We start from the raw sequence: 24,940 nt of genomic DNA on the forward strand, positions 1-24,940 counted from the left end.
TTGTTCCCCAGGTCAGGAATGAAATGACGGAGATCGCCGCCATCGCGCTGTAAGCGCTGATCGTCGATGTCCCTCGACGTGTCGCGCTCGCAGATTCCCTCTCGCGCGGTCGTCGATCTTCCTCCCCCGGTGTTCTTCCGGGCCCTTCGAGGTTCCTCGGTGTCGCGCGTCCGACACCACGAGGAGGACCTCATGCCCACCACACTGTCATCCGTCGTCCTGGACCGCGTCTCGTTCACGTGGCCGGACGGCACCATCGCCCTCGACGGGATCTCCGGCGCCTTCGGTGCGGGACGAACCGGTCTCGTCGGCCGGAACGGTTCCGGCAAGTCCACGCTGCTCCGCCTGATCGCGGGGTCGCTCACGCCGTCATCCGGCTCGATCTCAGCGGGCGACGTCGCATATCTTCCGCAGCACCTCACGCTGGACGTCGGCCGCCCCGTGTCGGCGCTGCTCGGCATCGAGCCTGTGCTCGCGGCGGTGCGCGCGGTCGAATCCGGAGACGTCGCCCAGGAGCACTTCGACAGCATCGGCACGGACTGGGACGTCGAGGCGCGCGCGATCGCCGCTCTCGACGAGGCCGGTCTGCCCGGCATGCTCGACCGGCGCGTCGGCGAGCTCTCCGGCGGTGAGGCGGTGCTGGCGGCGGTGGCCGGCATCCGGCTGCGGAACGCATCCGTCACGCTCCTCGACGAACCGACGAACAACCTCGACCGGATCGCGCGCGCCCGTCTGTACGATCTGGTGCGCGGGTGGCGCGAGGCGCTCGTCGTGGTCAGTCACGACATCGCGCTGCTCGAGCTGATGGACGACACCGCCGAGCTCTACGCCGGTGAGCTGTCGGTCTTCGGCGGCCCGTACGCGGAATGGCGCGCCTGGCTGGAGGCTGAGCAGGAGGCGGCGCGACACGCCGAGTCGGACGCCCGCAAGGACCTCCGCCGCGAGAAGCGCCAGCGTATCGAGGCCGAGTCCAAGCTCGCCACGCGCGCTCAGATGGGCCGCAAGGCGTTCGAGGAGAAGCGCGTGCCGAAGATCGTCGCGAACGGGCGCCGGATGGCGGCCCAGGTGTCGGCGGGCAAGCTGCGCACCGAGGTACGCGAGAAGGAGGCGGACGCCCGTGCCGTGCTCGACGCAGCCGAGCGGCGGGTGCGCGACGACGACCGCGTGCACATCGACCTGCCCGATCCGGGTGTTCCGGCGGGAAGGCGCATCGCGACGATCGGCACGCACATCATCCGCGGACCGGAGCGGGTCGCCCTCATCGGTCCGAACGGCATCGGCAAGACGACGCTGCTGGAGCGCCTCGTCGCCTCGGCCGTTCAGCATTCAGGAGATCCGGCTGCGGCGGCCCCGGAAACGCCGGGGGATGCAGGGCCGCAGGGCGCGGATCTCCTGAATGCCGAACACCGGCCGCGGGCGAAGCCCGCAGACCTGGAGCCGGCGAAGCCCGCAGACCTGGAGCGGGCGAGGCCCGCAGACCTGGAGCGGGCGAAGCCCGCAGACCTGGAGCGGGCGAGGCCCGAACACCTGGGGAATGTGGGTCTCGGCCTCCACGTCGAGCACGTCGGGTACCTGCCGCAGCGCGTGGACGGCCTCGACGATCGGGCGACCGTGCTGCAGAACGTGGAAGCGGCGGCGCCGAGCGTGCCGACGGCGGAGATCCGCAACCGGCTGGCCCGGTTCCTGCTGCGCGGCGACACGGTGCACCGCCCGGTCGTGACGCTGTCGGGAGGCGAGCGGTTCCGCGTCGCCCTGGCACGGCTGCTGCTCGCCGACCCGCCGCCGCAGCTGCTCGTGCTCGACGAGCCGACGAACAACCTCGACCTCGACACGGTCGATCAGCTCGTCGACGCGCTGGCCGCCTACCGCGGGGCCGTGCTCGTCGTGAGCCACGACGACGCGTTCCTCGCGCGGCTCGGGCTCGACGCGACCCTCGAGCTCGATGCGGAGGGAAGCATCACGCAGCGGTGACCGTGCCCGGCTCCGCGCCCACCAGCACCTCGCTCGCCCGCGCGAGCCGGGCGACGAAGGGCGCGGAGTCGGTCCCACGGGCGAGGGCATGGGCGGCGAGGCCGTCGATCATGCCGAGCAGCTGCCATGCGACGGCATCCGGATCGTCCGTGGTGAAGACTCCGTCGCGGCATCCGTCCACGATGATCCCGGTCACGAACGCCTGCCACGCGGCCATCTGCTCGTCGATCGCGGCGGACAGGGCGGGATTGCGCCGCCCGTGCGCCCACGCCTCCACCCACACGAGGGTGACGTCGTCGCGGCCGTCGCCGAGGATCGTCGAGAACAGGCGCGCGAGCCGCTGGCCCGGCGTCCCGGCCACGACCGTCCGCACCTCGGCGAGCTCCTCGCCCACGACGTCGGCGAACACCTCCGCGACGAGCGCGTCCATGCTGGGCCGGTAGTGCGCCACGAGCGCCGGCGTCACACCCGCCCGCTCGGCGACCGAGCGCAGCGTCAGGGCAGCCAGCCCCTGCTCGTGCGCAAGCGCCACGGCGGCCCGCTGGATCTCGGCCGCCCGCGCCTCGGGGCTCTTGCGGGTGCGCTGGGGTGTTGACATCGTGAACGCCAGTGTAGGAAACTCTGGTATTGATCGCTAGATCAATAATGGACCGCCGGATGCACACCGGCTGACAGCCGATTGCCGAAGGGGGCAGCATGGCCTGGAGGATGCCGCACGAGGGTGCGCCGCACGATCGCACGTGGATGGCCTTCCCGGCCCAGGGACAGACCCTCGGCGACGACCCCGCCGAACAGGAGCGCTGCTACGAGGCGTGGAGCGCCGTCGCCAACGCGATCATCGACTTCGAGCCGGTGACTATGGTCGTCGACCCGGCCGAGGTCACCCGCGCCCGACGCATGCTGAGCGGCGAGATCGAGATCGTCGAGGCTCCGGTCGACGAGTTCTGGATGCGAGACCACGGCCCCACCTTCGTCGTCGATGACGAGACCGGCGCCCTGGGCGCCGTCGACTGGGTCTTCAACGGCTGGGGCGACCGCGGCTGGTCCGACTTCGAGAAGTCGGCGGAGCACGCCCGGCTCATCTCGGGGATCGTCGGCTCCGAGCTCGTCAGCTCGATGCTCGTCAACGAGGGGGGCGGCATCCACGTCGACGGCGAGGGCACCATCCTCCTCACCGAGACGGTGCAGCTCGACAAGCGCCGCAACCCCTACGCCGACAAGGCGCGGGTGGAGGCGGAGTTCGCCCGCACCCTCGGCACGACGAAGGCCATCTGGCTGCCTCGCGGCCTGACCCGCGACTACGACGACTTCGGCACGAACGGGCACGTCGACATCGTGGCGGCCTTCGGCCGCCCGGGCACGGTCATGCTGCACCGGCAGCAGAACCCCGAGCATCCCGACTTCGAGGTCTCGAAGGCTCTCAAGGCGTTCCTGACGGGGCAGACGGATGCCGCGGGCCGGACGATCGAGATCATCGATCTCCCGGCCCCGGCGACGATCCGTGATGCGGAGGGGTTCGTGGACTACTCCTACGTGAACCACCTCGTCGTCAACGGGGGCGTCATCGCGTGCGGCTTCGGCGACGAGCGGGGGGATGCGCAGGCCCGCGAGATCCTCGAGGCCGCCTACCCCGGCGATCGCCGCGCCGTGACGATCGACGCCCGGCCCATCTTCGCCGGAGGCGGCGGCATCCACTGCATCACGCAGCAGCAGCCGGCCGTGAAGGGGTCCTGACGTGTTCGATGTCGTGGAAGCATCCATCGCCGATCTGCGCGCGGCGCTCGAGTCCGGACAGGCGACGAGCGTCGACCTCGTGCACGCGTACCTCGCGCGCATCAACGCCTATGACCCTCCCGGCACGAAGACCGCGCTGAACTCGGTCGTCGTGCGCAATCCCGAGGCGCTGGTGGACGCCGAGCATTCCGATGCCCGTCGCGCGCGCGGTGAGACGCTCGGGCCGCTGGACGGCATCCCGTACACGGCGAAGGACAGCTATCTCGTGCGCGGGCTGACCGCGGCGTCGGGATCGCCCGCCTTCGCACAGCTCGTCGCGCAGCGCGACGCGTTCACGATCGAGCGGCTGCGGGCCGGCGGCGCCATCTGCCTGGGCCTGACGAACATGCCGCCGATGGCGAACGGCGGGATGCAGCGCGGCGTCTACGGCCGCGCCGAGAGCCCGTACAGCGCATCCTGGCTCACGAGCGCCTTCGGCAGCGGGTCGTCCAACGGATCGGGGACGGCGACCGCGGCCAGCTTCGCGGCCTTCGGCCTCGGCGAGGAGACGTGGTCGAGCGGGCGGGCGCCCGCATCCTGCAACGCGCTCGTCGCCTACTGCCCGAGCCGCGGCGTCATCTCGGTGCGCGGGAACTGGCCGCTCGTCCCGACGCAGGACGTCGTCGTGCCGCACGCGCGGACGACGGCAGACCTCCTCGAGATCCTCGACGTCGTGGTGGCCGATGACGACCAGACGCGCGGCGACTTCTGGCGTGTGCAGTCGTGGGTCGCGCTGCCCGCCGCGTCGGCGGTGCGACCGGAGTCGTATCGAGCCCTCTCCCCCGCGAGCGCGGATGCGGCCCGCCGGCGGCTGCGCGGCACCCGCTTCGGCGTGCCGCGCATGTACATCAACGCCGACCCGGATGCCGGCACCGGCGTCGGCATCGGGGGCTCGACCGGGCAGCGTATCGAGACGCGTGCATCGGTCATGGAGCTGTGGCGCGCCGCCCGCGCGGACCTCGAGGCGGCGGGCGCCGAGGTCGTGGAGGTCGACTTCCCCGCCGTCACGAACTACGAGGGCGACCGCGCCGGAGCGCCGACGATCGCCACACGCGGGCTCGTGCCCCCCGATTTCCTGCACAGCGAGGTCGTCGAGCTGTGCGCCTGGAGCTGGAACGACTTCCTCGACGCCAACGGCGATCCCGCGCTCCACAGCCTCGCGCAGGTCGACGGCGCCCGGATCTTCCCCGCGCCGCCCGGTGCGCTGCCCGACCGCTACACCGGCTTCGACGACGACATCAACGAGCTGCCGGATCTGTTCCGCACGCATCCGATCACCGATCTGACGACGATCCCGCACATGGCGGAGGGACTGCGCGGCCTCGAGCAGACACGGCGCATCGATTTCGAGGAGTGGATGGATGCACTCGGTCTGGACGCCATCGTCTACCCGGCGATGGCCGACGTCGGCCCGGCGGACATGGACGTGAACCCGGCATCCGCCGATCTCGGCTGGCGCAACGGCGTGTGGGTCGCCAACGGCAACATCGTGCCGCGACATCTCGGCATCCCGTCCGTCACCGTGCCGATGGGCACGATGACGGATATCGGGATGCCGGTGGGCCTCACGATCTCGGGCCGTGCCTACGACGACACGGCCCTGCTGGAGCTCGCGGCGGCGTTCGAGGCGACGGGTTCCCGACGCACCGAGCCGCCGAGAACCCCGCGCCTCTAGCTCGCCCCACGCCCGGGCCGTGTTCGAGATGTGTAAAGCATCCGGAGTTCACATCCCGTCCTGAACCGCGCGCTGGTGGAATGTGATCGTGGATGCGCGGCGCGGCCTCGTCATGCTCGTCGAGGACGAGCCGGCGATCGCCGACGTCCAGCGCCGGTACTTCGCCGACGCGGGGTACGGCGTGCACGTCGAGCGCGAGGGGACCGCGGCGCTCCGCCGCATCCGGGAGCTCCGACCCGTCGCGATCGTGCTCGACATCGGCATCCCGGGCATGGACGGCCTCACGCTGTGCCGCATGCTCCGCTCGGAGGGCGACTGGACCCCGATCGTCTTCGTGACCGCCCGCGACGACGAGGTCGACCGCATCCTCGGCATCGAGCTCGGCGGCGACGACTACCTCACGAAGCCCTTCTCGCCGCGGGAGCTCGTCGCCCGCGTCGGCGGCGTGCTGCGGCGCACTGAGCGCCGCAGCGATGCGCCGCCCCTGCGCGTCGGCGACGTCGCGCTCGACGAGCAGCGGCACACCGTCGAGGTCGCGGGAGCACCCGTCGACCTCACCGCCACCGAGTTCGCCCTGCTCGCACACCTCATGCGGGAGCCCGCCCGGGTGTTCTCGCGCGAGCACCTGCTCTCGGCGGTCTGGGGCACGGCCGCCTACGCGGGCACGCGGACGGTCGACGTGCACGTCGCGCAGGTGCGCGCCAAGCTCGGACGGATGGATGCGATCCGCACCGTCCGCGGCGTCGGCTACGGGATGGGCGACTCCCGGTGAGGCGGTGGCTGCGCACGCTCGGCGGTCGCACGATGCTGGCGACGACCCTCGTGGCCGTGGTCGCGGTGCTCGTGACGGCCGCCGCATCCCTGCCGCTGGTATCGCTCGCGGTCGACCTGCAGGTGCGCCGCCAGCTCACGACGCAGGCGCTGACGCTCGCGGCCGCCACCCCGGGGGTGCGGGACCGGGCGGTGGCGGCCAGCGGCCACGGGGGCGCGCGGCTCGCGGTCGTCTCGGCGGACGGCACGGCCCGCGGCTCTGCCGCCGCGCTGGTCACTCCCCGGGTGCGCACCGCCATCGACAAGCGGTCGGACGTCTCGACCACCGTCGACGTCGGCGGGCGGACCTTCGTGCTCGTGGCGCGGACACTCGACGGCGGCGGGGCGCTCATCGCCGCCCAGCGCGTCGACGACGTGCAGCGCACGAGCCAGGCGATCGTGCTCTCGGTGCTCGCGGCGCTTCTCATCGGCCTCGTGATCGCGATCGGCGCCGGCGCGCTCCTCGCTCGGGCCACCGTGCGGCCGCTGAAGGCGACGGCCGCCCTCGCGCGACGGATCGCCGCGGGCGAGCGCGGCCTGGAGGTCCCCCAGCAGTCCGTCGCCGAGGTCGACGACATCGCGTCGGCGCTGACCACTCTCGACCGCGCCCTCGCCGTCAGCGAAGACCGGCAACGGGAGTTCCTCCTCTCCGTCTCGCACGAGCTGCGCACCCCCCTGACGGCGGTGCGCGGGTACGCCGAGGCGCTGGCGGACGGACTCATCTCCCCCGACGAAGCCGCCGAGGTGGGAACGACGCTCGTCGCCGAGACGGTGCGGCTGGACAGGTTCGTCAGCGACCTCCTCGAACTCGCCCGGCTGGATGCCGACGACTTCACCCTGTCGTTCTCCGACGTGGACGCGGGCGTTCTCGTGGCGGATGCCGCGCGCGCGTGGTCGGGTCGCGCGAGAGCGCTGCAGGTCGAGCTCGTGACCGGGCCGGTGCGGCCGGAGCCCCTGCGCACCGACCCGATGCGCGCCAGGCAGCTGCTCGACGGGCTCATCGAGAACGCGCTGCGCGCTGTGCCGCCAGGCGGGCACGTGATCGTCGCGCAGCCGGACGCGCGCAGCATCGAGGTCCGCGACGACGGCCCGGGCCTGGATGCCGACGACCTGGCGCACGTGTTCGACCGCGGCGTGATCCACGGACGCTACCGCGATGCGCGCCCGGTGGGCACCGGCCTCGGACTGTCCATCGCCGCGCGCCTGGCCGCGCGCCTCGGGGCGGCGCTCACGGCCGGGAGCGCCCCGGAGGGCGGGGCGTCGTTCCGCGTGACATTCCCCTCGTCAGGACATCAGGATGCGCGGCCCGCGGGCCCCGTGGCATCCTTTCCCTGATCCGCGGGCGGCGCGACGACGTGCGCGTGGATCTGCGTCGTGAGGTCGCGGATCTGCTCGGACAGGTCGCGGATCGTCCGGGTCAGCTCGGTGTTCTCGACGAGGAGAGTCTCCTGGTCGGTGTAGTCGCGGTCGGCCTTCGCCTGCTGGAACGCGGCCTGCCGATTCTGCCCGATCATCACGAACGTCGACAGGAAGATCGCCTCGAGCGACACGATGAGCGTCAGCGTCGGCCACGGGCTCCTCTCGATCCACAGCATCCAGACCGCGAACACCACGATGTGGAGATAGACGAACGCCATCGAGCCCGCGAAGGCGGTGATCCCGTCGGCGATACGCAGCTGGACGCTCGCTGCGCGTCGCTCGGCCTGGGCCAGCACGGCGGGGTGCAGCCGCGCGGGATCGACATTCTTCAGAAGGCGCGACGGCCGCAGGTACGGACCGCGCGGAGCCTTGGTCGCCGGCTTCGCAGGGGGTGCCGTGGTGGTGCTCATGTCGTCCTCCGCCCGGCAGGCGCGTCCTGCCACGGTGGGAGGGTACTTCCGGCGGGCCCGCCCGCGCGAGAGGATGTCGCCATGAGCACCCTCGTGAGACCGCGCAGCGGACGGTTGATCGCCGGTGTGTGCCTGGGCATCGCACGCCGGTTCGACGTCGACCCGCAGCCGGTGCGCATCCTCACCGTCCTCGGGCTGCTGTTCTTCGGCCTGTCGTTCTGGATCTACCTCTGGCTCTGGATCCTCATGCCCGCCGAGAGATGAGGCTCGCCCGGACCCGATGTCGGGGGTCCGGGTAAGGATGGTGGGATGGGCGACGTGCTCGATCGCTTCGGCGCGGCCACGCGAGACTGGTTCCGCGGCGCCTTCGCCGCGCCCACCGACGCGCAGCGCGGGGCATGGGAGGCGATCTCGTCGGGCAAGCACGCCCTCGTGGTCGCGCCCACCGGTTCGGGCAAGACGCTCTCGGCCTTCCTCTGGGCGATCGACCGGGTGTTCCACGAGCGCTCCGAGTCGTCGGGCGAGGAGAAGGTCGATGAGAGCAGGCGCACCCGCATCCTGTACATCTCCCCGCTGAAGGCGCTGGGCGTCGACGTCGAACGGAACCTCCGCTCCCCCCTGGTCGGCATCGGGCAGGCGGCGACGCGGCTCGGGATGCCGTTCCCCGACGTCCGGGTCGGCGTGCGCTCGGGCGACACGACCTCCGCCGACCGGCGCAAGCTGCTGTCGGCGCCGCCCGACATCCTCATCACGACCCCCGAGTCGCTCTACCTCATGCTGACGAGTCAGGCCGCCGAGACGCTCCGTGGCGTCGACACCGTCATCGTCGACGAGGTGCACGCGGTCGCAGCGACCAAGCGCGGCGCACACCTCGCGGTCTCGCTCGAACGGCTGGACGCCCTTCGACGGGCTCAGGGACCGGAGTACCGGCCGGCGCAGCGCATCGGGCTGTCGGCGACGGTGCGTCCGATCGATGAGGTCGCGCGCTTCCTCGGCGGAGCGCAGCCGGTCGAGATCGTCGCCCCCAAAGCATCCAAGACGTTCGATCTGCGCGTGGTCGTGCCGGTCGACGACATGCTGAATCCTGGAGGAAGCGTCGGCAGGATTCCGGCATCCGCCACTGCCCTCGACGAACCGGCCGGCAGCACCGAGATGACCGGGTCGCTCTGGCCGCACGTCGAGGAGGCGATCGTCGACCTCATCCTCGAGAACAACTCGACGATCGTCTTCTCCAACTCCCGGCGGCTCGCGGAGCGGCTCACGGGCCGGCTCAACGAGATCTACAGCGAGCGCCTCGGGCTCGAGCTGCCGGCCCTTCGACAGGCTCAGGGACCCGGTAGGGTGCCGGCCGCGATCATGGCCCAGGCCGGAGCGACGGCGGGAGCCGATCCGGTCCTCGCGAAGGCGCACCACGGCTCGGTGTCGAAGGAGCAGCGCGCCGAGGTCGAAGAGGAGCTGAAATCCGGCGCCCTGCGCTGCGTCGTCGCGACCAGCAGCCTCGAGCTCGGCATCGACATGGGTGCCGTGGACCTGGTGATCCAGGTCGAGGCGCCGCCGTCCGCCGCATCCGGTCTCCAACGTGTCGGCCGCGCGGGGCACCAGGTCGGCGAGATCAGCCGGGCCGCGCTCTTCCCGAAGCACCGCGGCGACGTGCTGCACACCGCGATCGTCACCGAGCGGATGCTCGCCGGCCAGATCGAGGCGATCGCGGTGCCGCAGAACCCGCTCGACATCCTCGCGCAGCAGACGGTCGCAGCCGCCGCCCGCGGCTCGATCGAGGTCGAGGACTGGTACGAGACCGTCAAGCGCAGCGCTCCGTTCCGGACGCTCCCCCGCTCGGCGTTCGAGGCGACCCTCGACCTGCTCGCGGGCCGCTACCCCTCCGACCGGTTCGCCGAGCTGCGCCCGCGGGTGATCTGGGATCGCGACCGGGGCACGCTCACCGGCCGTCCCGGCGCGCAGCACATCGCCGTCACGAGCGGCGGGACGATCCCCGACCGCGGTCTGTTCGGCGTGTTCGTGGCCGGGGAGTCGCAGAATGCGCGCGTCGGCGAGCTCGACGAAGAGATGGTCTACGAGTCGCGCGTCAACGACGTCTTCACCCTCGGCACGACGAGCTGGCGGATCGTCGAGATCACGCACGACCGCGTGAACGTCGTGCCGGCCTTCGGCCAGCCCGGCAAGGTGCCGTTCTGGCACGGCGACGGACTCGGCCGTCCCGCCGAGCTGGGCGAGGCCCTCGGCCGGTTCTCGCGGGAGCTCACGACGGGCCCGCGACAGAAGGCCGAGGCTCGCCTGGCCGACGCGGGGCTCGACGAGCGGGCCGCGGCGAACCTCCTCGCGTACCTCGACGAGCAGCGCGAGGCGACGGGCAGCCTGCCGACAGACAAGACGCTGACCGTGGAGCGCAGCCGCGACGAGGTCGGCGACTGGCGCGTCATCCTGCATTCCCCGTACGGGATGCCGGTGCACGCGCCCTGGGCGCTCGCGGTCAACGCCCGCATCCGCGAGCGCCTCGGCGTCGAGGGATCCGCTGTGGCGAGCGACGACGGCATCATCGCGCGGATTCCGGATGCCGAGTCCGAGCCGCCCGGCGCCGAGCTCTTCGTCTTCGACGCCGAGGAGCTCGACCGGATCGTCATCGACGAGGTCGGCGGCTCGGCGCTGTTCGCCTCGCGGTTCCGGGAGTGCGCGGCGCGGGCGCTGCTCATGCCGCGCCGGAACCCCGGCAAGCGCAGTCCGCTGTGGCAGCAGCGCCAGCGGTCCGCCCAGCTGCTGGAGGTCGCCCGCGAGCACCCCACGTTCCCGATCATCCTGGAGACCCTTCGCGAGGTGCTGCAGGACGTCTACGACCTGCCCGCGCTCCTGCGGATCACCCGCGCCATCGCCGAGCGGCGCATCCGTCTCGTCGAGACGACCACGAACCAGCCGTCCCCGTTCGCACGCGACCTGCTGTTCGGCTACGTCGGCGCATTCATGTACGAGGGCGACTCGCCGCTCGCCGAACGCCGCGCAGCCGCGCTCTCGGTCGATCCCGCGCTGCTGAGCGAGCTGCTCGGCAAGGTCGAGATGCGCGAGCTCCTCGATCCGGACGTGATCGCGCAGTTCGAGCGTGAAGCGCAGCGACTCGAGCCGGGGCGCCGCGCGCGAGGACGGGAGGGCGTGGCCGATCTGCTCCGCGTGCTCGGGCCGCTCGACGCGGTCGAGGTCGCCGACCGCCTCGAGCCCGCGGCTGTCCCCGCGCGCGTCGAACCGGTCCCCGAGCTCGTCGAGGGGTCGCAGGGTCTCGCCACCCTGTCGGAGGCATCCGGGCATCTCGAAGCGCTCGTCACCGCGCGGCGGGCGATCCGGGTCACCGTTGGCGCCGCGACGCGCTATGCCGCGATCGAGGATGCCGGGCGCCTCCGCGATGCGCTGGGCACGGCGCTGCCCGTCGGCATCCCGACCGCGTTTCTCGAGCCGCTCGCCGACCCGCTCGGCGACCTCGTCGCCCGTTTCGCGCGCACGCATGCGCCGTTCCGGGCGGATGCCGTCGCCCAGCGATTCGGCGTCGGCGCCGCGATCGCGCGCCAGACACTGCAGCGCCTCGAGTCCCAGGGCCGCGTCGCGAGCGGTTACTTCCTGCCCGACCCCTCGACAAGCTCGGGGACCGGCGCGGGCGCGGGCTCGGGGACCGGCGCGGGCGCAGGCTCGGGGACCGGCGCGGGGGCGGGCTCGGGGACCGGCGGTACGGCGGGCTCGGGGATCACCGGCGGCATCGGAGTGGACGACCTCGAGTGGTGCGACTCGGAGGTCCTCCGACGTCTGCGGATGCGGTCGCTCGCAGCGATCCGCGGGAGCGTCGAGCCCGTGCCGCCCACGGCCTTCGCCCGGTTCCTCTCCGCCTGGCAGCACATCGACCGGCCGCTCGAGGGGGTCGATGGGGTGCTGGCCGTCATCGAGCAGCTGGCCGGCGTGCCGATTCCGGCGAGCGCGTGGGAGACCCTCATCCTCCCGATGCGCGTGTCCGACTACGCGCCCGCGATGCTCGACGAGCTGACCGCGACCGGCGAGGTGCTGTGGTCGGGGCACGGCGCACTGCCCGGCCGCGACGGATGGGTGGCGCTGCACGCGACGGATACCGCGCCCCTGACGCTCGGGCGAGAGCCCGAAGAGCCAGACCTCCTGCCGCAGGAGCAGCGCATCCTGGAGGTCTTGACGAGCGGCGGCGCCTACTTCGCGAACCAGCTCGAGCAGCTCGTGGGCGCACCGGACGCCGACGCGGAGCAATCGGTGATCGAGGCGCTGTGGGCGCTGACATGGGCCGGGCGCATCACCAACGACACGTTCGCGCCCGTGCGGGCGTTCCTGGGCGGCGGCTCGCAGGCGCACCGCGCCAAGCGCCGCGCGCCGCGTGCGCGCCTGTACCGGGGAGTGGAGCTGCGCCCGACCGCGACTCCCGCTCCGCGCGCACCCGTGCTCGCCGGACGCTGGTCGGCTCTGCCGCAGCCGGAGGCCGATCCGGCCGTGCGCGCCACGGCGACCGCGAGCATGCTGCTCGACCGCTACGGCGTCGTCACCCGCGGATCGGTGCAGACCGAGGGCGTGCCGGGCGGCTTCGCCCAGACCTACCGCGTGCTCGCCGGGTTCGAGGAGGCCGGGCACTGCCGCCGCGGTTACGTCATCGAGAAGCTCGGGGCGTCGCAGTTCGCCGCATCCGCCACCGTCGACCGCCTCCGCGAGTTCGCCAACCTGCCGGATCCCCCGCCGCTGCGCGGACTCACCCTCGCCGCGACCGACCCCGCCAATCCGTATGGCGCCGCCCTGCCCTGGCCCGCACTCGACGGTGTCGGGCACCGTCCTGGCCGAAAGGCCGGCGGACTCGTCGTCATGGTCGACGGGGCGCTCGTGCTCTACCTCGAACGCGGAGGCAAGACCGCGCTCGCCTTCACGGACGACGAGTCCCTCCTCGAAGCGAGCGCCCGGAGCCTCGCCGAGACGGCCCGCGAGCGCCGCCTCGAGACGCTCACGATCGAGCAGGTCAATGGCGTCTTCGTCTACGCGACCGAAGTCGGCCGCGCGCTGCGCGCGGCGGGCTTCGTCGAGTCGCCGAAGGGCCTCACCCTCCGCAGCCGGAGCGTTCATGCCTGAGGGCGACACCGTCTGGCAGGCGGCGCACCGCCTTGACGAGGCGCTCCACGGCGCCATCGTCACACGGTTCGACCTTCGCGTGCCGCGTGCCGCGACGGCGGACCTGCGGGGTGAGACGGTGCACGAGGTCGTCGCCCGCGGCAAGCACCTGCTCCACCGCATCGGCGATTACACGCTGCACACCCACCTCAAGATGGAGGGCGAGTGGCACGTGTACCGGCCCGGCGAGAGATGGCGCCGTCCCGGCTTCCGCGCCCGCGCCATCGTCGGCACCGAGCGCAGCGAGGCGGTCGGCTTCGACTTGGGCGTCGTGGAGCTGATCCGCACCGCCGACGAGCCGAAGGTCGTCGGCTATCTCGGTCCCGACCCGCTCTCCGAGGACTGGGATCCCGAAACGGCGGCGGCTCGCCTGGCCGCCGACACCCGCCCGATCCACGTCGCCCTCCAGGACCAGCGCAACATCGCCGGCTTCGGCAACGAGTATGCGAGCGAGCTGCTGTTCCTGCGCGGCATCCATCCGCTCACGCCGGCGAACGAGACGGATGCACCCGCCCTCGTCGCCCTCGGCGCCCGCACGATCCGCGCCAATCGCGAGCGTGTCAACCGGACGTTCACCGGCGACACGCGCAGCGGCCGCACCGACTGGGTCTACGGCCGGGAGAGGCGCGCATGCCTGCGCTGCGGCACGCCGATCCGGTCGATGATGCTCGGCGCCGATCCGACCCGCGAGCGCAACGTCTTCTGGTGCCCGAACTGTCAGCCGGAGCACTCTGCGCGCACCGCGGAGAACGATGCTCCAGCCTCCGCGCAAAGTCACGAGAACACAACGATTCGCTCGCACAGATCGTCCTGAGCCTGCCGTCATGGCGCGCAGGGCCCGCACATCACCGCATGATTTCGCAGATTTCGCGGATATTACGGCCGGGCCGGACAGTCTGTGCGGCCTGGCTATGGACGGGGTGATTTCGTCCGGTTCCGAATGATTCGCGTTGCAGCCATGCATCCGCCCGTATTGAATCTCAGGAACGCGGCGCCGGTGCTGCGACGGAGGTGCACCACGTGACAATCGCAGATCCCTTGACCGCCCCGCAGACGAGCGCGGAGGCGCCCGGCTCGGTCGTGATCGAAGAGGTCACCAAGACGTACGGCGATCAGTACGCGGTGAACGGCGTGTCCCTCGCCATCGAACCCGGCGAGTTCATCTCCCTGCTCGGCCCGTCGGGCTGCGGCAAGACCACGACGCTGCGCATGATCGCGGGTTTCGAACAGCCCGACAGCGGCGACATCCGGGTGTCCGGCGCATCCGTCCTCGGCGTCCCGCCGTTCCGCCGCAACGTCAACACCGTCTTCCAGGCGTATGCGCTGTTCCCGCACATGTCCGTCGCCGAGAACGTCGCCTACGGCCTCCAGCAGCGCCGCACCCCGAAGGCCGAGATCCGCGAGCGGGTCGCCCAGGCGCTCGACATGGTGCAGATGCGGCGCTTCGCCGATCGCAAGTCCACGCAGCTCTCCGGGGGACAGCAGCAGCGCATCGCGCTCGCCCGCGCGCTCGTGAACCGCCCCGCCGTCCTCCTCCTCGACGAGCCGCTCGGCGCCCTCGACCGCCAGCTGCGCGAGGAGATGCAGCTCGAGCTGAAGCTCCTCCAGTCGCGCCTCGGCATCACGTTCGTCTTCGTCACGCACGACCAGGGCGAGGCGCTCTCGATGAGCGACCGCATCGCGATCATGCGCGACGGGCGCATCGAGCAGATCGGGGATGCCGACACCGTGTACGCGCGCCCGGCCTCCGCCTACGTCGCGGCGTTCGTCGGTCAGCAGAACTTCTTCCGCGGCCCCGTGGTCGAGGGCGGTGCGGCGGTGCGGAGCCCGCACGGGCTCGTGCGCGGAGCATCCCCCGCCCTCGCGAACGCCGCGAACGGCCAGGCGGCCGTGCGCCCCGAGTTCGTGCGCATCCAGAGCGGCAGTGCGCCGGCCTCGGACGTGAACTCTGTCGCCGGCACCGTCATCGGCGTCGCGCACCTCGGCGAGACGATGCAGTACCTCGTCCGGATCGGCGAGGACCAGAGCATCATCAGCCGTCGCCCGACGCCCGAGGCGCCCGACCTCGTCACCGGCAGCGCCGTCGTCTGCTCATGGAGCCCGGAGCACGTGCTGCTCTACCCCGGCGACCAGGACGCCGCGGGCTACGTCGCTCCGCCCACCGACTGATCCGAGACGCAACACCCGCGGGGCCCGACCCGCAACACACAGCAAACCCCATCCGTCCGCACCACCCGGAGGCCCCGATGACCGAAGAAGTCCGCATCCTCGCGCACCGCAGCGCTGCCCGCATCATCGACAACGAGCTCACCCGCCGCGGCTTCCTCGCCGCCTCGACGGCCGCCGGGCTTGCGGCGGTCCTCGCCGCGTGCTCGCCCGCCGGCTCGAAGGCCGCTCCGCAGGCCACCGGCGGCAAGCTCGAGAGCCAGCTGTCGATGTACAGCTGGGGCGACTACGACGCGCCCGAGGTGCTCAAGGCGTACACGAGCAAGCTCGGCCCGACAATCAAGATGAGCTCGTTCGGGTCGAACGAGGAGATGATCGCGAAGCTCGTCGCCGCCAAGGGCACGTCAGGCTACGACATCGTCGTGCCGACGGGCGTGTTCATCCCCCAGATGGTGCAGAACAAGCTGCTCGAGAAGTTCAACAAGGACCTCATCCCGAACATCACGTACATGGACACGGCGTTCCTCGGCCGCCAGTGGGACCCGGACAACGAGTACTCGGTCTGCAAGGCGTGGGGCACCACCGGCTTCGTGTACGACAAGTCCGTCATCACCCGCGAGCTCAAGACCTGGAACGACTTCCTGGATGCCGCGCAGAACGAGGCGAGCGGCAAGACCTCGATGCTCGACGACCCGGCCGAGCTCACGGGCGTGTACTTCTGGGCCAACGGCATCGACTGGAACACGACCGACAAGAAGCAGCTCGACGCGGCGGAGGAGTTCCTCGTCACCAAGCTCGCCAAGCACGTCTCCGCGTTCAACTCCTACCCCGGCAGCGACGCGATCCCGCAGTCGTCGCAGGCCCTCATCCACGTGTGGAACGGCGACGCCCGCCAGGGGATGATGACCAGCAAGGAGCCCGACAAGTGGCAGTGGGTGCTCGGCGCCCCCAACACCGAGCTGTGGATGGACAACTGGGCCATCGCGGCAGGGGCACCGCATCCCGAGGCCGCCCACGCGTTCATCAACTACGTCCTGACCCCCGAGAACGCGCTCAAGGAGGTCGACTACATCGGCTACCACACCGGCGCGAAGGACATCCAGGCCGAGGCCGAGAAGGCCAAGATGGAGAAGCTCGACATGGTCTTCTTCACCCCCGAGCAGCTCGCCACGATGCACACCGGCCAGGTGACCGAGGCACAGGCGCGCATCGTCGACATCTACAACAAGATGAAGGCCGCCGCTGGTGCGTAAGAGGAGCTTCGGAGCGCTCCTCGCCGTCCCGGCGTGGATCTGGCTCCTCTTCTTCTTCGTGGTGCCCGTGGGGCTGATCGTCTACTACAGCTTCGGCTACAAGCCGGGCCTGTTCGGCACCCACGCCAACGACAAGATGTCGCTGGACAGATACGCCGAGGTGCTCACGCCGACGTTCTTCGCGACCTTCCAGAACACGCTCTGGATCGGTCTGGCCGGCACCGCGCTGTGCTTCATCATCGGGGCGCCGGTCGCGTACTGGATGGCGACGAAGGCCGCGCCGTCCAGGCGCGGCCTGCTGGTCGCCCTCGTGATGGTGCCCTTCTGGACGAACTTCCTCGTCCGCACGATCGGCTGGCAGGTCATCCTGTCGCCGGACGGGTGGATCTCGACCGTCCTGAAGTGGGTGGGCCTCGGCCCGCTCGACATCCTGTACACGCGGCCCGCCGTGCTGCTGGGCGTCGTCTACAACTATCTGCCGCTCATGATCCTGCCGCTGTTCGTCGCGTTCGACCGCGTGCACGGATCGCTGCGCGAAGCGTCGAAGGATCTCGGCGCGGGCCGCTGGACGACGTTCCTGCGGATCACGCTGCCCCTCGCGAGCCCGGGCGTGCTCGCCGGCGTCATGCTCGTCTTCATCCCCCTCATGGGCGACTACATCACCGCGACCGTCCTCGGCGGCGCGAAGGGCAACATGATCGGGCAGCTGGTCGCGAGCCAGTTCCAGACCGCGCAGAACTGGGCCCTGGGCTCGGCGATGGCCGTCATGCTCATCCTCATCGTGATGCTGACGGTCGCCGTCGGCATCGCGATCGTGTGGCTCGTGCGCCTGCCCGTCCGCGCGCACTACCGCGTCACGCTGCCACCCGAGGACGGTGGGGCCGCACCCGTTCCGGTCACCCGCACTGCCGAGCAGCAGCCTCAGGAGGTTCCGGCATGACCACCGAGACCCGCGCCATGGCGACGCAGAAGTCGGCCGCCCGCGTCCGCTCGAAGCGCTCCTGGAGCGACGTCGGCTTCACCGTCTGGGGCGTGATCGTCTTCGCGTTCCTCTTCGCACCGATCGCCGTCATCATCGTCAACTCGTTCAACACGGGGCGGCTGCTGGCCTCGTTCACGCAGTTCGGCTTCGACTCGTTCGCCGCGCTGTTCACCAAGGAGGTCATCCGCGACGCGGTGGTCGTCTCGGTGCAGACCGGCATCATCGCGGCGCTCGTCGCATCCATCCTCGGTACGCTCGCCGGCATCGCGATGGCCCGCCACCCCGGCAGGTGGGTGTGGTGGTTCCTGGTGCTGCTGCTGCTCGTCTCGGTGACGCCCGAGATCGTGGATGCCGTGTCCCTCCTGCCGTGGCTCGTGACCCTCGGTCAGGACTGGGGCATCTCGATCTTCAACGACGGCATCGTACGCCTCGTCATCGGCCATTCGCTGTTCTCGATCGCGGTCGTGTCGTACCTCGTCCGTGCCCGGCTCGTCGGCCTGGACGCGCAGCTGGAGGAGGCATCCGCCGACCTGTACGCGCCGCCGCTGCGCACGTTCTTCCGCATCACGCTGCCCCTCGCGATGCCGGCCGTGCTCGCCGGCTTCCTGCTGTCGTTCACGCTGAGCCTCGACAACACGGTCATCGCCGCCTTCGTCTCGGTGTCGGGCACGACGCCGTGGCCGGTCTACGTGCTCAGCGCGCTGCGCTCCGGTCTGCGCCCGGAGATCGCGGCGGTGTCGACGATCATGCTCGTGCTGACGCTGCTCGCGCTCGGCGCCGTCGCTCTCGTCCTCAAGCGCGCCGGGGACTCGGCCGCGGACATCGCCCGCACCATGGCAGGAGGCTGATCGGATGCCCTACGCGGATCTCGTCTTCACCGGCGGCCCCGTCTTCACCGCCGACACCGTGCGCTCGCGCGCCTCTGCCGTCGCCGTATCGGGCGGGCGCATCGTGGCCGTCGGGCACGACCTCGGCGACCTGATCGGTCCCTCGACCGAGGTCGTCGATCTGGCCGGGCGCCTGCTCATCCCCGGCTTCCAGGACGCGCATGTCCATCCCGTCTGGGGCGGGCTGGACATGCTGCGGTGCAACCTCGCGCCGTTCGAGACGCAGGCGGAGTACCTCGACGCGATCGCGGACTACTCGGCATCCCACCCGGACGACGAGTGGCTGCTCGGCGGCGGCTGGTCGATGTCGGCCTTCCCGGGCGGGACGCCCACCGCGCAGGCCCTCGACAGGGTCGTCGCGGACCGCCCGGCATTCCTGCCCAACCGCGACGGGCACGGCGCGTGGGTGAACTCGGCTGCGCTGCGCCGCGCCGGCATCGACCGGGACACCCCGGACCCGGCGGACGGACGCATCGAGCGGGATGCCGACGGCACCCCGACCGGCACCCTCCACGAGGGCGCGATGACCCTCGTCAACCGCCTTCTCCCCGTGGAGCCGCCGTCGCGGCTGGTCGACGCCCTCCTCGAGGGTCAGCGCTACCTGCACTCGTACGGGATCACCGCGTGGCAGGACGCCATCGTCGGATCGTACGGGGATGCCGGCGACCCCGGTCCCGCGTATCTGGCGGCCGCGGCATCCGGGCGGCTCACGGCCCGGGTGGTCGGCGCGATCTGGTGGGACCGCTCGGCCGGGCTCGAGCAGATCCCGTCGCTCGTCGAGCGCCGCGAGCGCTACCGCGGCGGTCGGTTCGTCGCCACCTCGATCAAGGTCATGCAGGACGGCGTCGCGGAGAACTTCACGGCCTCGATGCTCGAGCCCTACTGCGACGGCCACGGGCACCCGACCGACAACTCAGGAATCTCGTTCGTCGATCCCGAGATCCTGAACGAGGCCGTTCCGCGACTGGACGCCCTCGGATTCCAGGTGCACTTCCACGCCATCGGCGACCGGGCGGTGCGGCAGTGCCTGGACGCCGTCGAGCACGCGATCGCGCGCAACGGGCGCAACGACAACCGCCACCACATCGCGCACCTGCAGGTGGTGCACCCCGACGACATCCACCGGTTCCGCACGCTGGGAGTCGCCGCCAACATGCAATCGCTGTGGGCCGCGCTCGAGCCGCAGATGGTGGATCTGACGCTGCCGTTCCTCGGCTCCCCCCGCGATGCGTGGCAGTACCCCTTCGGCGCCCTGCAGCGCTCCGGTGCCGTGCTCGCGGCAGGCAGCGACTGGTCGGTCTCATCGCCCAATCCGCTCGCCGCGATCCACACCGCCGTCAACCGCAAGGCCGCGCCGGAGTACGCCGATGCCGAGTACGACTCATTCCTGCCCGAGCAGGCGATCGACCTCACGACCTCGCTGACGGCCTACACGGCGGGCTCGGCGTGGGTGAATCACCTCGACGACGTCACGGGAACAATCGAGGCGGGCAAGTTCGCCGACCTCGTCGTGCTCGACCGCGACCCCTTCGCCGGGCCACCCGAAGAGATCGCGTCGACCGCGGTGCTCCAGACGTTCGTCGAGGGTGAGCGCGTCTATGCCGGCTGACGCGTCTCCCGCCCGCGTCCCACTCCGAAACCGAGGCTGAATCGTGTCCCGACTCCTGCTCATCGTCGACATCCAGCGCGACTACTTCCCCGGCGGGCGCAACCCGCTCGTGGAACCGGATGCGGCGGCCGACGCCGCATCCCGCCTGCTCTCCGCCTTCCGCGCGGAGGGCTCGCCCGTCGTGCACGTCATGCACGTGTGGGAAGCGCCGGATGCTGCATTCTTCGCGCCGGGGACCCCGGGCGTGGAGATCGATCCGCGCGTGGCCCCACGGCACGGCGAGCCGCTCGTGGTGAAGGCGTTCCCCAACGCGTTCCGCGAGACCGACCTCGGCGACCGCCTGCGCGCGGCCGCGCCCGACGAGCTCGTCATCGTGGGCATGATGTCCTCCATGTGCGTGGACGCCACGGTCCGGGCGGCCGCCGACCTCGGCTACACCGTGACGGTCGCCCATGACGCCTGCGCGGCTCCCGACCTCGCCTTCGGCGACACGGTCGTGCCGGGAGCCCAGGTGCACGCGGCGTTCATGGCCGCACTCGCCGACAGCTACGCACACGTCGCGTCGGTCGACGACATCGTCTGAACGACGGCATCGGAGCTGATTCCCCGTGGGCACCACCGTCTTCGAACGACGCCGACCTGCCGCATCCGTCATCGCGAACTCACTGGACGGCACCGCCCACGCGGTGTTCTGGCGCGACGACCTTCCCGCCGAGCTGCTGCCCGATCGGGCGCCGCTGACGGGTCGGCATCGCGCCGATCTCGTGATCGTGGGCGGCGGCTACACCGGCCTGTGGACGGCGCTCCTCGCCCAGAAGCGCGCCCCCGACGCGCGCATCGTCGTGGTCGAGGCGCAGCGCGTCGGGTGGGCCGCCTCCGGCCGCAACGGCGGCTTCTGCGAGGCGAGCCTCACGCACGGCCACGAGAACGGTATGGCCCGCTGGCCGAAGGAGATGCCGCTCATCGACCGGCTCGGGCTCGAGAACCTCGACGCGATCGAGGCGGCCGAGGCCGAGTACGGCATGGACTTCCACTTCGAGCGCACGGGACAGCTGGCCCCGGCCGTCGAGGCGCATCAGGTCGAGTGGCTCAAGGAGTGGGCCGCCGAGGGCGAAGAGGGCGTCGTCTACCTGGACGAGGCTGAGGCCCGGGCATCCGTCGCGTCGCCGACCTACCTCGCCGCCGTGTGGGAGAAGAACACGTGCGGCATGGTCCACCCGGCGCGGCTGGCAGCGGAGCTCGCGCGTGTCGCGGAAGACCTCGGTGTCGCGATCTACGAGCGCTCCGCCGTCACGGGCATCGAGACGCCCGACCGCACCGGCGTCTCGGTGGTGACGGATGCCGGGCGGGTCGACGCATCCCGAGCCGTTCTCGCGACGAACGTGTTCCCGTCGCTCATCAAGCGCAACCGCCTTATGACCGTTCCGGTATACGACTACGTGCTGATGACCGAGCCGCTCTCGGACGAGCAGCTCGCGTCGATCGGCTGGCGCGACCGCCAGGGCATCGGCGACATGGCGAACCAGTTCCACTACTACCGGATCTCGAAGGACAACCGCATCCTGTTCGGCGGGTACGACGCGATCTACCACTACGGTCGCAAGGTCCGCAGCGAGTATGAGAACCGGCCCGAGACCTGGGAGAAGCTGGCCGCGCACTTCTTCACCACGTTCCCCCAGCTCGAGGGCCTGAAGTTCAGCCACCAGTGGGCCGGCGCGATCGACTCGTCCACGCAGTTCACGGCCTTCTTCGGTACGGCGCGCGACCGCCGTGTCGCATATGCCGCGGGGTTCACGGGTCTCGGCGTCGGTTCGACGCGCTTCGCCGGCGAGGTGATGCTCGACCTGCTCGACGGCGTCTCGAACGAGCGCACCGAGCTCGAGATGGTGCGCAGGCGTCCGCTGCCGTTCCCGCCCGAGCCGGCCGCCGCGGCCGCGGTCAACGTGGTGCGCTGGTCGCTCGACCGCGCCGATCACAACCAGGGCAAGCGCAACCTCCTGCTGAAGACGCTCGACGCGCTCGGCCTCGGGTTCGACTCGTGATCGGCGGAGCACTGGTCGACGCCTGTTCTCACCGGGCGCCCGGGATGAGAATCGTCGCATGGACTACGGCCACGACCTGCAGTTCGGCACGTTCATCACTCCGCGGAACTCTCCGCCGCGGGCGCCCGTCGAGCTCGCGCGGCTGAGCGAGCGCCTCGGCTACGACCTCGTCGCGTTCCAGGATCATCCGTATCAGCCGCGGTTCCACGACACGTGGACGCTGCTGTCGTATGTCGCGGCGACGACGACGACGATCCAGCTCGCGCCGGATGTGGCGAACCTCCCGTTGCGCCAGCCCGCTGTGCTCGCGCGGGCCGCGGCATCCCTCGATCTCCTCTCCGGAGGCCGGTTCAACCTCGGCCTCGGCGCCGGTGGATTCTGGGACGCGATCGAGGCGATGGGCGGGCGCCGGCTGACCCCCGGCCAGTCGGTGGATGCGCTGGCCGAGGCGATCGAGATCATCCACGGGATCTGGGACCCCGACGTGCGTGAGCCGCTGCACGGCGGTGACCTCTACCCGGTGCGCGGCGCGAAGCGCGGTCCGGCGCCGGCGCACCGCATCCCGATCTGGATCGGCGCGTATCGCCCGCGCATGCTGCGCCTCACCGGGCGCATGGCGGACGGCTGGCTGCCGTCGCTCGGCTACCTGCAGCGCGCGGACCTCGCCGACGGCAACGCGCGCGTCGACGACGCGGCGACGGATGCGGGGCGCGACCCCCGAGACGTCCGCCGGCTGCTGAACATCTCCGGCGGCGAGGGCACCGAGGCGATCGCGGCGCTTGCGCTCGAGCACGGCTTCTCGACCTTCATCTCTGCGGGCGACGATCCCGCGGCTGCGGAGCGCTACGCCGCCGAGGTGATTCCGGCGGTCCGGCAGACGGTGGCCTCCGAGCGCGCCCGCGGCTGAGCCGTTCGCGAGCGGCGCCGACAGCGGATGCGAGGGATCCGAATGTTGTTTCTTGTGACTGCTTGTTGTTTTGCCTTGATTCGTGTTGTACTGTGTGGGGATCGCAAGGAAGGAAGCGCGAGATGTACGCAACGGAGCGGCAGAAGCTCGTCGAGCAGCTCCTCGCCCGGCAGGGGCGGGTCGCCGTGGTCGAGCTGGCGGGGCGATTCGACGTCACGACCGAGACCGTCCGTCGTGATCTCGATGCCCTCGAGCGGCAGGGTGCGCTCGTCCGCGTGCACGGCGGCGCCGTGCTCCCCGAGCGCGCGAGCACGACCGAGCTGACGCTGGTCGAGCGCGCCGAGCGACGCAGCGACGACAAGCAGGCGATCGCGCGACGCGCCCTCGATGTCCTGCCCGAAGGCTTCTCCGGCTCGATCTACGTGGATGCGGGCACCACCACCGCCGCGGTGGCAGAGCTCCTTCCGGCCAGACTCGCCGCCATCCACGGACGCGCCGACGTCGTCACGCACTCGCTGACCGTCGCATCCGCGCTCGCCGGCGACCCCGACGTGTCGCTCACCCTCATCGGCGGACGCGTGCGCGGCGTCACGGCCGCCGCGGTCGGCGCATCCACCGTCGCGGCGATCGAGGGCCTGCGCCCCGACATCTCGTTCGTCGGCACGAACGGCGTCTCCGCCGACTTCGGCCTCTCGACACCCGACCCGGACGAGGCCGCCGTCAAGCGCGCGATCGTCCGGTCGGCCCGGCGCGTGGTCGTCGTCGCCGACTCGTCGAAGCAGGACCGCGACCTCCTCACGGGATTCGCCTCGCTGTACGAGGTGGACGTGCTCGTGACGGATGCCGCCCCCGAGCCCGCTCTCGCCCATGCCCTCGCCGCTGCCGATGTGGAGGTATCGCTCGCATGATCGTCACACTCACCGCCAACCCGTCGCTCGATCGCACGATCGTCCTCGAGGCGCCGCTGCGTCCGGGCGAGGTGCAGGCGGCCCTCGAGTCCCGGGAGGATGCCGGCGGTAAGGGCATCAACGTCGCCCGCGTCGTCGCCGCCGCCGACGTCCCTACCATGGCCGTGCTGCCGCTCGACGAGGCCGATCCGTACGTGGGCGCCCTGCGGGCGACGCGCGTGCCGAACCGCGCCGTCCTGGTGGCCGGCAACGCGCGCGCCAACGTCACGATCACCGATCCCGAGGGCGTCACGACCAAGCTCAACCTTCCCGGCACGCAGCTGACCGAGGAGGAGTGCGGGAAGGTCATCGCCGCCGTGGTCGACGAGTGCGAGGGAGCCGCGTGGCTCGCGATCGCCGGCTCCCTGCCCCCGGGCGTGAGCGACGGCTTCTACGTCGACGTCATCCTGGCGGTCCGTGAGCGGTGGGGAGACAAGGCTCCTCGCATCGCCGTCGACACCTCCGGCGCGGCCCTCGCCGCCGTGGTCGAGCGCGGATACCCCGACCTCATCAAGCCCAACGACGACGAACTCGCAGAGCTCACCGGAGTCGACATCCCCGACGGCGACGAGCACATCGAGGCGGTGCTGCCCGTCGCACGCCGGCTGGTGCCCTCCGCGGTCGGCGCCGCGCTCGTGACCCTCGGCGCCCGCGGCGCCGTACTCGTCACGGCCGACGGCGCATGGGCGGCGACACCGCCGAAGATCCAGGTCGTCAGCACCGTCGGGGCCGGCGACAGCTCGCTCGCGGGCTACCTGCTCGCCGACATCGAGGGCGCCCCGCCGGCGGAGCGCCTTTCTCGGTCGATGCTCTACGGCGCGGCCGCAGCATCCCTCGCCGGAACCCAAGCCCCCACCCCGCACCAGCTGCCCACGGGCGAGGTGCACACCACCCCGCTCAGCTGAGCCCCCACCTTGGCC

At 71.3% G+C, this 24,940-nt stretch carries 20 protein-coding genes; 18 read left to right on the forward strand and 2 right to left on the reverse strand.

Annotation, left to right across the window (positions count from 1 at the left end):
• Nucleotides 1-192: 192 nt before the first annotated feature.
• Entirely contained in the window at nucleotides 193-1,971 is a 1,779-nt protein-coding gene (locus SM116_RS17270) for an ABC-F family ATP-binding cassette domain-containing protein (RefSeq protein ID WP_320942198.1), read from the forward strand.
• On the opposite strand, the gene SM116_RS17275 is transcribed toward SM116_RS17270, so the two are convergent.
• Nucleotides 1,958-2,569, reverse strand: a complete 612-nt coding sequence (locus SM116_RS17275; protein ID WP_320942199.1) for a TetR/AcrR family transcriptional regulator — start codon at nucleotides 2,567-2,569, stop codon at nucleotides 1,958-1,960. The genes SM116_RS17270 and SM116_RS17275 overlap by 14 nt on opposite strands.
• Before the next feature lie 98 nt (nucleotides 2,570-2,667).
• Between SM116_RS17275 and SM116_RS17280 the strand changes: the two genes are divergently transcribed.
• The 4 genes from SM116_RS17280 (at nucleotide 2,668) to SM116_RS17295 (ending at nucleotide 7,564) form a co-directional block, all read left to right on the forward strand.
• Nucleotides 2,668-3,705 (forward strand): agmatine deiminase family protein, encoded by a 1,038-nt coding sequence (locus SM116_RS17280; RefSeq protein WP_320942200.1) that lies wholly within the window; start codon nucleotides 2,668-2,670, stop codon nucleotides 3,703-3,705.
• Between the two features lies 1 nt (nucleotide 3,706).
• Nucleotides 3,707-5,419, forward strand: coding sequence for an amidase (locus SM116_RS17285; RefSeq protein ID WP_320942201.1), 1,713 nt, complete (start codon nucleotides 3,707-3,709; stop codon nucleotides 5,417-5,419).
• Nucleotides 5,420-5,507: 88 nt separating this feature from the next.
• Entirely contained in the window at nucleotides 5,508-6,191 is a 684-nt protein-coding gene (locus tag SM116_RS17290) for a response regulator transcription factor (protein WP_320942202.1), read from the forward strand.
• The gene (locus SM116_RS17295) at nucleotides 6,188-7,564 is read left to right on the forward strand and encodes a sensor histidine kinase (protein WP_320942203.1); all 1,377 of its coding nucleotides are present in this window, start codon (nucleotides 6,188-6,190) and stop codon (nucleotides 7,562-7,564) included. Before SM116_RS17290 ends, SM116_RS17295 begins: the two co-directional genes overlap by 4 nt.
• On the opposite strand, the gene SM116_RS17300 is transcribed toward SM116_RS17295, so the two are convergent.
• Complete coding sequence (locus tag SM116_RS17300; protein ID WP_320942204.1) at nucleotides 7,522-8,058, reverse strand: DUF1003 domain-containing protein; 537 nt, start codon at nucleotides 8,056-8,058, stop codon at nucleotides 7,522-7,524. The genes SM116_RS17295 and SM116_RS17300 overlap by 43 nt on opposite strands.
• A gap of 81 nt (nucleotides 8,059-8,139) precedes the next feature.
• Here SM116_RS17300 and SM116_RS17305 point away from each other — a divergent pair, with 81 nt between their 5' ends.
• From SM116_RS17305 to SM116_RS17365, 13 genes are all read left to right on the forward strand, one after another.
• Nucleotides 8,140-8,322 carry a PspC domain-containing protein gene (locus tag SM116_RS17305; RefSeq protein ID WP_320942205.1) on the forward strand — a complete coding sequence of 61 codons (183 nt, stop codon included), beginning with the start codon at nucleotides 8,140-8,142 and terminating at the stop codon, nucleotides 8,320-8,322.
• Nucleotides 8,323-8,367: 45 nt separating this feature from the next.
• On the forward strand, nucleotides 8,368-13,188 hold the full coding sequence (locus SM116_RS17310) for an ATP-dependent helicase (RefSeq protein ID WP_320942206.1): 4,821 nt from the start codon (nucleotides 8,368-8,370) through the stop codon (nucleotides 13,186-13,188).
• Entirely contained in the window at nucleotides 13,181-14,041 is an 861-nt protein-coding gene (locus tag SM116_RS17315; protein WP_320942207.1) for a DNA-formamidopyrimidine glycosylase family protein, read from the forward strand. The genes SM116_RS17310 and SM116_RS17315 overlap by 8 nt, the downstream gene beginning before the upstream one ends.
• A 206-nt stretch (nucleotides 14,042-14,247) precedes the next feature.
• Complete coding sequence (locus SM116_RS17320) at nucleotides 14,248-15,396, forward strand: ABC transporter ATP-binding protein (protein WP_320942208.1); 1,149 nt, start codon at nucleotides 14,248-14,250, stop codon at nucleotides 15,394-15,396.
• 77 nt (nucleotides 15,397-15,473) lie between these two features.
• Complete coding sequence (locus SM116_RS17325; protein ID WP_320942209.1) at nucleotides 15,474-16,646, forward strand: polyamine ABC transporter substrate-binding protein; 1,173 nt, start codon at nucleotides 15,474-15,476, stop codon at nucleotides 16,644-16,646.
• The gene (locus SM116_RS17330) at nucleotides 16,639-17,586 is read left to right on the forward strand and encodes an ABC transporter permease (protein WP_320942210.1); all 948 of its coding nucleotides are present in this window, start codon (nucleotides 16,639-16,641) and stop codon (nucleotides 17,584-17,586) included. The genes SM116_RS17325 and SM116_RS17330 overlap by 8 nt, the downstream gene beginning before the upstream one ends.
• Nucleotides 17,583-18,476 (forward strand): ABC transporter permease, encoded by an 894-nt coding sequence (locus SM116_RS17335; protein WP_320942211.1) that lies wholly within the window; start codon nucleotides 17,583-17,585, stop codon nucleotides 18,474-18,476. Before SM116_RS17330 ends, SM116_RS17335 begins: the two co-directional genes overlap by 4 nt.
• Nucleotides 18,477-18,480: 4 nt before the next feature.
• The gene (locus SM116_RS17340; RefSeq protein WP_320942212.1) at nucleotides 18,481-20,124 is read left to right on the forward strand and encodes an amidohydrolase; all 1,644 of its coding nucleotides are present in this window, start codon (nucleotides 18,481-18,483) and stop codon (nucleotides 20,122-20,124) included.
• A gap of 43 nt (nucleotides 20,125-20,167) precedes the next feature.
• On the forward strand, nucleotides 20,168-20,707 hold the full coding sequence (locus SM116_RS17345) for a cysteine hydrolase family protein (RefSeq protein ID WP_320942213.1): 540 nt from the start codon (nucleotides 20,168-20,170) through the stop codon (nucleotides 20,705-20,707).
• 25 nt (nucleotides 20,708-20,732) lie between these two features.
• Nucleotides 20,733-22,166 (forward strand): NAD(P)/FAD-dependent oxidoreductase, encoded by a 1,434-nt coding sequence (locus SM116_RS17350; protein ID WP_320942214.1) that lies wholly within the window; start codon nucleotides 20,733-20,735, stop codon nucleotides 22,164-22,166.
• A gap of 58 nt (nucleotides 22,167-22,224) precedes the next feature.
• Nucleotides 22,225-23,073 carry an LLM class flavin-dependent oxidoreductase gene (locus tag SM116_RS17355; RefSeq protein ID WP_320942215.1) on the forward strand — a complete coding sequence of 283 codons (849 nt, stop codon included), beginning with the start codon at nucleotides 22,225-22,227 and terminating at the stop codon, nucleotides 23,071-23,073.
• 122 nt (nucleotides 23,074-23,195) lie between these two features.
• Entirely contained in the window at nucleotides 23,196-23,981 is a 786-nt protein-coding gene (locus SM116_RS17360) for a DeoR/GlpR family DNA-binding transcription regulator (protein ID WP_320942216.1), read from the forward strand.
• Nucleotides 23,978-24,925 (forward strand): 1-phosphofructokinase family hexose kinase, encoded by a 948-nt coding sequence (locus SM116_RS17365; RefSeq protein ID WP_320942217.1) that lies wholly within the window; start codon nucleotides 23,978-23,980, stop codon nucleotides 24,923-24,925. Before SM116_RS17360 ends, SM116_RS17365 begins: the two co-directional genes overlap by 4 nt.
• Nucleotides 24,926-24,940: the final 15 nt, after the last annotated feature.

It is taken from the genome of Microbacterium rhizosphaerae (assembly GCF_034120055.1).
Classification (GTDB): Bacteria; Actinomycetota; Actinomycetes; order Actinomycetales; family Microbacteriaceae; genus Microbacterium; species Microbacterium rhizosphaerae.

Coding starts and splice junctions, on each gene's coding strand:
- SM116_RS17310 (WP_320942206.1), top strand. CDS start 8,368: ATGGGCGACGTGCTCGATCGCTTCGGCGCGGCCACGCGAGACTGGTTC.
- SM116_RS17325 (WP_320942209.1), top strand. CDS start 15,474: ATGACCGAAGAAGTCCGCATCCTCGCGCACCGCAGCGCTGCCCGCATC.
- SM116_RS17270 (WP_320942198.1), top strand. CDS start 193: ATGCCCACCACACTGTCATCCGTCGTCCTGGACCGCGTCTCGTTCACG.
- SM116_RS17305 (WP_320942205.1), top strand. CDS start 8,140: ATGAGCACCCTCGTGAGACCGCGCAGCGGACGGTTGATCGCCGGTGTG.
- SM116_RS17360 (WP_320942216.1), top strand. CDS start 23,196: ATGTACGCAACGGAGCGGCAGAAGCTCGTCGAGCAGCTCCTCGCCCGG.
- SM116_RS17335 (WP_320942211.1), top strand. CDS start 17,583: ATGACCACCGAGACCCGCGCCATGGCGACGCAGAAGTCGGCCGCCCGC.
- SM116_RS17300 (WP_320942204.1), bottom strand. CDS start 8,058: ATGAGCACCACCACGGCACCCCCTGCGAAGCCGGCGACCAAGGCTCCG.
- SM116_RS17280 (WP_320942200.1), top strand. CDS start 2,668: ATGGCCTGGAGGATGCCGCACGAGGGTGCGCCGCACGATCGCACGTGG.
- SM116_RS17315 (WP_320942207.1), top strand. CDS start 13,181: ATGCCTGAGGGCGACACCGTCTGGCAGGCGGCGCACCGCCTTGACGAG.
- SM116_RS17340 (WP_320942212.1), top strand. CDS start 18,481: ATGCCCTACGCGGATCTCGTCTTCACCGGCGGCCCCGTCTTCACCGCC.
- SM116_RS17275 (WP_320942199.1), bottom strand. CDS start 2,569: ATGTCAACACCCCAGCGCACCCGCAAGAGCCCCGAGGCGCGGGCGGCC.
- SM116_RS17365 (WP_320942217.1), top strand. CDS start 23,978: ATGATCGTCACACTCACCGCCAACCCGTCGCTCGATCGCACGATCGTC.
- SM116_RS17355 (WP_320942215.1), top strand. CDS start 22,225: ATGGACTACGGCCACGACCTGCAGTTCGGCACGTTCATCACTCCGCGG.